General features: G+C 73.8%; 7 protein-coding genes. 5 read left to right on the top strand and 2 right to left on the bottom strand.

The window, feature by feature from the left end:
- Nucleotides 1-1826: ATP-dependent DNA helicase RecG (locus VLJ82_RS16780; protein WP_408664515.1), on the top strand; the 1826-nt coding region annotated here is incomplete at its 5' end.
- A gap of 46 nt (nt 1827-1872) precedes the next feature.
- Here the strand turns inward: VLJ82_RS16780 and VLJ82_RS16775 are convergent.
- Both VLJ82_RS16775 and VLJ82_RS16770 read right to left on the bottom strand, forming a co-directional pair.
- Nucleotides 1873-3234, bottom strand: a complete 1362-nt coding sequence (locus tag VLJ82_RS16775; RefSeq protein WP_408664514.1) for a hypothetical protein — start codon at nt 3232-3234, stop codon at nt 1873-1875.
- Nucleotides 3235-3307: 73 nt separating this feature from the next.
- Nucleotides 3308-3694 carry a VOC family protein gene (locus VLJ82_RS16770; protein WP_408664513.1) on the bottom strand — a complete coding sequence of 129 codons (387 nt, stop codon included), beginning with the start codon at nt 3692-3694 and terminating at the stop codon, nt 3308-3310.
- A 98-nt stretch (nt 3695-3792) separates the two neighbouring features.
- On the opposite strand from VLJ82_RS16770, the gene rsmD reads away from it, so the two are divergent.
- The 4 genes from rsmD to VLJ82_RS16750 all read left to right on the top strand — a co-directional run.
- Complete coding sequence (gene rsmD, locus VLJ82_RS16765) at nt 3793-4362, top strand: 16S rRNA (guanine(966)-N(2))-methyltransferase RsmD (RefSeq protein WP_408664512.1); 570 nt, start codon at nt 3793-3795, stop codon at nt 4360-4362.
- A 68-nt stretch (nt 4363-4430) separates the two neighbouring features.
- Nucleotides 4431-4952 (top strand): pantetheine-phosphate adenylyltransferase, encoded by a 522-nt coding sequence (gene coaD, locus VLJ82_RS16760; protein ID WP_408664511.1) that lies wholly within the window; start codon nt 4431-4433, stop codon nt 4950-4952.
- Nucleotides 4949-5581 carry a hypothetical protein gene (locus VLJ82_RS16755; RefSeq protein ID WP_408664510.1) on the top strand — a complete coding sequence of 211 codons (633 nt, stop codon included), beginning with the start codon at nt 4949-4951 and terminating at the stop codon, nt 5579-5581. The genes coaD and VLJ82_RS16755 overlap by 4 nt, the downstream gene beginning before the upstream one ends.
- 158 nt (nt 5582-5739) lie before the next feature.
- Nucleotides 5740-6009, top strand: a 270-nt coding sequence (locus VLJ82_RS16750; RefSeq protein ID WP_408664509.1) for a YceD family protein, incomplete at its 3' end; no start/stop codon positions are given.

Below are 6009 nucleotides of genomic sequence, written 5' to 3'. Positions count from 1 at the left end.
CCCGGTTCCGCAACAAGCTGCAGCTGAACTCACCGGACTACATCCTGCTGGGCGAGACCGGTCCGGACGATCCGGAGGCCGAGGAGCAGTTGCAGGACTTCGCCGGCGCGCTGCTGCCGGTCTATCCGGCCGCCGCCGGGCTGCCGTCCTGGACGATCGCGCGCTGCGTCCGGCTCGTGCTGGACCAGCTGGACCCGGTGCCCGACCCGCTGCCGCCGGCGGTCCGGGACCGGGCGTCGGTGATGGAGCTCGACGCCGCGCTGCGCCGGATCCACCGCCCGGAGACCAAGGCCGAGTACCACCAGGCGCGCCGGCGGCTGGCCTTCGACGAGGCGCTGGGCGTTCAGCTGGTGCTGGCCCAGCGCCGGCATGCCAGCGCCGCCAATCCCGCGCTGGCCCGGCCCCGGGTGGCCGGCGGCCTGGTCGACGCCTTCGAGCGGCGGCTGCCGTTCGAGTTCACCGGCGAGCAGCGCCAGGTCGCGGCGACCATCGAGGCGGAGCTGGCCCAATCACACCCGATGCACCGGCTGCTGCAGGGCGAGGTCGGCTCGGGCAAGACGGTGCTCGCGCTGCGGGCGATGTTGCAGGTGGTCGACGCCGGCGCCCAGGCGGCGCTGCTGGCCCCCACCGAGGTGCTGGCCGCCCAGCACGAGCACAGCATCAGCGAGCTGCTCGGCCCGCTGGCCCAGGCCGGCCGGCTGGGCGGTGCGGAGCAGGGCACCCAGGTGGTGCTGCTGACCGGCTCGATGTCGGTGCCGGCCCGGCGCGCGGCGCTGCTCGAGCTGGCCTCCGGGGCCGCCGGGATCGTGGTCGGCACCCATGCCCTGATCCAGGACCAGGTGCAGTTCGCCGAGCTCGGCCTGGTGGTGATCGACGAGCAGCACCGGTTCGGCGTCGAGCAGCGCGACGCACTGCGCAGCAAGGCGGCCACCCCGCCGCACCTGCTGGTGATGACCGCGACGCCGATCCCGCGCACCGTCGCGATGACCGTCTTCGGCGACCTGGAGACCTCCGAGCTGCACGAGCTGCCCGGCGGGCGGGGCAGCGTGAGCAGCACCGTGGTGCCGGTCACCGAGCGGCCGGACTGGCTGGAGCGGGTCTGGCAGCGCGTCCACGAGGAGGTGGCCGCCGGCCGGCAGGTGTTCGTGGTCTGCCCCCGGATCGGCGACGAGTCCGACGCCGAGGACATCGGCGCCGCGGCCGACGGGCAGCCGCAGACGGCGTCCGTGCTGGGCAGCTACGCCGAGCTCAGCAGCGGCCAGCTGGCCGGGCTGCGGCTGGCCCAGCTGCACGGCCGGATGTCGCCGGAGGACAAGAGCGCGGTGATGGCGGCCTTCGCCGCCGGCACCCTCGACGTGCTGGTGGCCACCACCGTCATCGAGGTCGGCATCAACGTGCCCAACGCCTCGCTGATGGTGGTCCTGGACGCCGACCGGTTCGGGGTCTCGCAGCTGCACCAGCTGCGCGGCCGGGTCGGCCGGGGCGCGCACCCCGGGCTGTGCCTGATGCTCAGCCAGCTTCCGTTCGGCCATCCGGCGCTGCAGCGGCTGGAGGAGGTCGCCAAGACCACCGACGGCTTCGCGCTCGCCGAGCTGGACCTGACCCAGCGGCGCGAGGGGGACGTGCTGGGTGCGGCCCAGTCCGGCCGCAAGTCCCAGCTGAAGCTGCTGTCGTTGCTGGCCGACGCCCCGCTGATCACCGCGGCCCGGACCGAGGCGCAGCGGCTGATCGAGGCCGACCCGCAGCTGGCCGGCCACCCCGGGCTGCAGGAGTTCCTCTGGGAGTCCTTCGACTCCGACCGCAGCGAGTTCCTGCACAAGTCCTGACGGCTGGCCGCCCGGCCGGGTCGGGCCTCGACACGCTCGCGTGCGGTCAGCGCGGGACGGCGAGCACCGGCGGCGACTGCAGCATCAGGTCCTCGACCCGCACGTCCGGACGCAGCAGCCGGGGCGCTCCCTGCCGCCAGAGCAGCAGCTCGGCGCGGCGGCCCTCGTTCACCGCGATGACCAGCCAGTTGCCGCTCCCGGCGAAGGTCAGGCCGGGCAGCTCGGTGGGCGGCAGGGTGAGGCCGGCCACCGTCTCCAGCAGCCCGCTGTCCAGGTGCAGCACCGCCACGTCGAGCGGCGGGCCGAAGCCCGCGTCGTCGATGTGCGGCCCCTCGTAGAGCCGGGCCAGCGGAAAGGCCAGCTGGGTGCCGTCCGGGCTGAGCACGCCGCCGACGAGGGAGGTCTGGACGGGCAGGGTGTAGCCGCGCGCCGACGTCGCGCCGGTGGCCAGGTCGTAGCGGTGCAGCACGCAGTCCCCGGTCGCCGTGCACGGCCGGTCGAGCCACATCAGCACGCCGCGGTCGACGGTCAGCGAGCTGGCCTGACCGATGGTGCGGCCCAGCCGGTGGCTGGCCAGGTCGTAGCTGACCAGGGTGCCCGAGGACTCGCTGCGCCGCTGGTCGGCGGCCGCGGTGAGCCCGATCAGCTGGTGGCCGGAGATCGCGATCGGGCTGAGGCCGGCCGGCAGCCGGACCACGCCGGGCCCCGGCAGCTGCACCAGCAGGATCGGGCCGTCGGTGGGGATGTCGGCCACCTCGGCCGCCCACACCCCGCCGCGCCCGTCGCCGAACAGCGAGTCGACGTGCCGGTTGCTGGTCAGCGCCACCGTGCTGGCGTCCCGGCTGACCCGCAACACCGTGCTGGTGTCGGTGGATTCGCAGGTCTGCACCAGGGCGTAGCTGGCGTTGCGGCCAGGCACCAGCTGGGTGACGAACTGCAGCGAGGACAGCTCCAGGCCGGGCGCCGGGGCGCTGGAGCGGGTGTCCAGGTCGATGGTGTGCACCGACTGGCCACCGATCTGGACCCGGCTGCCGGTCCGTTCCCGCAGCGGGTCGGCGGTCACCAGCGGCAGGTAGCGCACCGAACCGCAGGCGGCCGGCGAGGTCGGCCAGGGCTTGCCGCCGGTGCTCAGCACCGGGACCCGGACCGCTGCCGGTGTGGCGGTGTACCGCGCCGCGTGCTCGCTGGTCACCGCGGTGACCAGCACCGCCCCGGCCACCAGGCAGCCGAGCACCGCGGCCGCCCGGCGGGCTCGCCGGTCCCGGGTCAGCCCGGTCAGCCGCCGGGGCAGTCGGGGTACCGGCCGGCCGTGGCTGTCGGCGGGGCTGCCGGCGGGGCCGCCCTCGGCGCCCGCCTCGTCGTCCTCGTCGAGCACGACGAAGCGAGGCGGATCCGGTTGCTGGGCCACCGGTCCAGCATCGGCCACGGCCGGCCGGCGCGCCACCACCCGGGCAGCGCCGGCCGGCCCGCAGCCCCGCGGCTCAGTGCAGGAACAGGCAGAACGGGTGCCCGGCCGGGTCGAGGTAGACCCGGACGTCGGACTGCGGCTGGTAGTCGGCCAGCACCGCGCCGGCGGCCAGCGCATGCCGGCCGGCCGCTTCCAGGTCGTCGACCCTGATGTCGAGGTGGATCATCATCTGCTGCTGGTCCGGTGGGGTGTTCTCCTTTACCGGCCAGTGCGGCCGGCGGTAGCCCGGCTCGGTCTGGAACGACAGTCCCGGGCCGCCTTCCGGCGAGGCCAGCTTCACCCAGCCCGGCTCGTCCTGCTGGACCGGCCAGCCCAGCAGCCGCTGGTAGAAGGCGGCCAGTTCCCGGGCGTCGGGCGAGTCCAGCACGATGCCGGACAGGCTCATCCGCGGAGCGTCCATGGTGCCCCTTTCACTTGCCGCTAGGGAGGGTTCGTCCCCATTCCAGCATGTCGGTTCCAGCACGACGGCGGCGCGGCCCAGCACTACGCTTGGCTGCTGTGACGCGGATCGTGGGCGGTCAGGCGCGTGGTCGGCGGCTGGCTGTGCCACCGCGCGGGACCCGTCCCACCTCCGAGCGGGCCCGCGAGGCGCTGTTCAACACCCTGCGCGGCGAACTGGACCTGGCCGGTGCCCGGGTGCTCGACCTGTACGCCGGTTCCGGCGCGGTCGGCCTGGAGGCGCTCTCGCGCGGCGCCAAGGCGGCGGTGTTCGTCGAGTCCGACCGCCGGGCGGCCGCCGTGCTGGCAGACAACGTCACCGCGCTGGGGCTGGACGGCGCCACCGTGCACCGCTGCCCGGCGGCGACCTTCCTCAGCGCGGTCGGCGCGGCCGAGCCGTTCGACCTGGTGTTCCTCGACCCGCCCTACGCCGTCTCCGGCGCCACCATCGCCGCGGTGCTGGCCACCCTGGCCGAGGACCGCTGGCTGGTGCCGGGCGGCGTGGTGGTGGTGGAACGGTCCTGGCGGGACCCGCCGCCGTCCTGGCCGAGTGAGATCAAGGCCATCAAGCAGCGTCGCTACGGCGAGGGCTGCCTTTGGTACGGTCGCCGGGAACCGCAACGGGAATAGCACCGCACTCCCCGTACCCGCCGTCCCTGCCAGGCCAGTCGGCTGGCGAGTCCCTTCGAAGGCATGAGATGAGCGCTGAGCCGAAAGTCCGCCGAGTGGCCTGTCCCGGCTCCTTCGACCCGGTCACCAACGGCCACCTCGACATCATCGGCCGGGTCGCCGACCTCTACGACGAGGTGGTGGTGGCGGTGCTGGTCAACCGGAGCAAGTCGAGCCTGTTCACCGTCGAGGAGCGGATGGCCATGCTCACCGAGGTGACGGCGGGCTACGGCAACGTCCGGGTGGACTCCTTCCACGGGCTGCTGGTCGACTACTGCCGCAGGATGGAGATCCCGGTGATCGTCAAGGGCCTGCGGGCGATCAGCGACTTCGACTACGAGCTGCAGATGGCCCAGATGAACCGGGGGCTGGCCGGCGTCGACACCCTGTTCATGCCGACCAACCCGGAGTACAGCTTCCTGGCCTCGAGCCTGGTGAAGGAGATCGCCACCTACGGCGGCGACGTCTCCAGCCTGCTGCCGGCCTCGGTGTACAAGCGACTGCTCAGCCGGCTGGACGAGATCCACCGACCGGGCGGAGAGCAACGATGACCGACCACACCCTGGCCCGCGCGGACGAGGTGCTGACGCAGCTGGTCGAGCTGATCGAGACCGCCCGCACCCTGCCGATGTCCTCCTCCTGCGTGGTGCCCCGCGAGCGCACCCTGGACCTGCTGGACGCCCTGCGCGACGTCCTGCCGCCCGAGCTCACCGAAGCCCGCCGGGTGGTCACCCAGCGGGACCGGACCCTGTCCGAGGCCGACCGGCTGGCCGAGCAGCAGCTGCGCCAGGCCCACGAGCAGGCCGAAGCCGCGCTCGCCACCGCCCAGGCGCAGGCCCGGACGATCCGCGAGGCGGCCGAGCAGCAGGCCCGGGCCAGCCAGGCCGCCGCCGCGGCGCAGGCGCACGAGCTGGTCGAGTCCGGCCGGCGGGAGCAGCGGCAACTGGTGTCGGCCGACGCCGTCTACCAGGCGGCGCTCGCCGAGGCGGCCCGGCTTCGCGCCGAGGCGGAGGAGGACAGCCGCGCCACGCTGGCCGCGGCCCGCGCCCAGGCCGACACGCTGACCTCGCAGGCGCACGGCTACGCCTACGCCACGCTGGCCGAGCTGGTGGAGCAGCTGCAGCGGCTGGCGGCCACCGCCGAGAACGCCCGCGACGCCCTCGGACAGCCCCGGCCCTGACGCCCGCCGGCGGCTGACCACTGCCGGTCGGTCGCCGATTTCCGCGGCGCTGACGGCTCAGGTATCCTGAACAACGGCCAAATCCGTGTTTAGGCCTAGCTTCGACAGGACGGCGGCTCACCGAGCCGCTGAGCACATCACACCGGTAGAGGTCGTCAGTGAACCCGCGCAGCCCGTACGTCCTGGATACCCGGGAACTCGGCCGCAGGGCAGGTTTGCAGCGGCAGTACCGGCGCGAGATCGCAGCGCCTGCCAAGCTTGGCCTGGACATGATCGGCGTGCCCGAGGGCTCGCCGCTCGTGCTGGATGTCCGGCTGGAATCGGTGACCGAAGGCGTCCTGGCGACCGGGACGGTCACCGGGTCCGTCGCCGGCGAGTGCGGGCGGTGTCTGAACGGCTTCACCGAGAACCTGGCGGTCGACTTCGTC

This window comes from Jatrophihabitans sp., from assembly GCF_035474675.1.
GTDB lineage: Bacteria > Actinomycetota > Actinomycetes > Mycobacteriales > Jatrophihabitantaceae > Jatrophihabitans_A.
The sequence above is the reverse complement of the archived record's forward strand: the minus strand, read 5'-3'. Positions and strand labels throughout refer to the sequence as shown.

Bases quoted from the DNA above. Each gene is read 5' to 3' on its own strand.
- VLJ82_RS16770 (WP_408664513.1), bottom strand. From the start codon at position 3,694: ATGGACGCTCCGCGGATGAGCCTGTCCGGCATCGTGCTGGACTCGCCC.
- coaD (WP_408664511.1), top strand. From the start codon at position 4,431: ATGAGCGCTGAGCCGAAAGTCCGCCGAGTGGCCTGTCCCGGCTCCTTC.
- VLJ82_RS16755 (WP_408664510.1), top strand. From the start codon at position 4,949: ATGACCGACCACACCCTGGCCCGCGCGGACGAGGTGCTGACGCAGCTG.